Below are 352 nucleotides of genomic sequence, written 5' to 3' on the forward strand. Positions count from 1 at the left end.
AGCGGACGTGCTTGCTGACGTGCTTGCGCTCGTTGACGCTGACGTACTTGCTGACGTGCTTGCACTCGTTGAAGCCGATGTGCTTGCTGACGTACTTGCACTTGTTGAAGCCGATGTACTTGCGCTGGTTGAAGCCGATGTACTTGCTGACGTACTTGCACTGGTTGAGGCTGATGTACTTGCGCTCGTTGAGGCAGATGTGCTTGCTGACGTGCTTGCGCTCGTTGAAGCCGATGTGCTTGCTGATGTGCTTGCGCTTGTTGAAGCTGACGTGCTTGCTGACGTACTTGCTGACGTGCTTGCGCTCGTTGAGGCTGATGTACTTGCTGACGTACTTGCGCTCGTTGACGCT

General features: G+C 54.8%; 1 protein-coding gene. It reads left to right on the plus strand.

The features are described from left to right. The coding region (locus ADF68_RS11150; RefSeq protein WP_049548346.1) for a hypothetical protein at positions 1–352 on the plus strand (352 nt) is incomplete at both ends.

This window comes from Streptococcus pseudopneumoniae (assembly GCF_001068775.1).
GTDB lineage: Bacteria > Bacillota > Bacilli > Lactobacillales > Streptococcaceae > Streptococcus > Streptococcus pseudopneumoniae_N.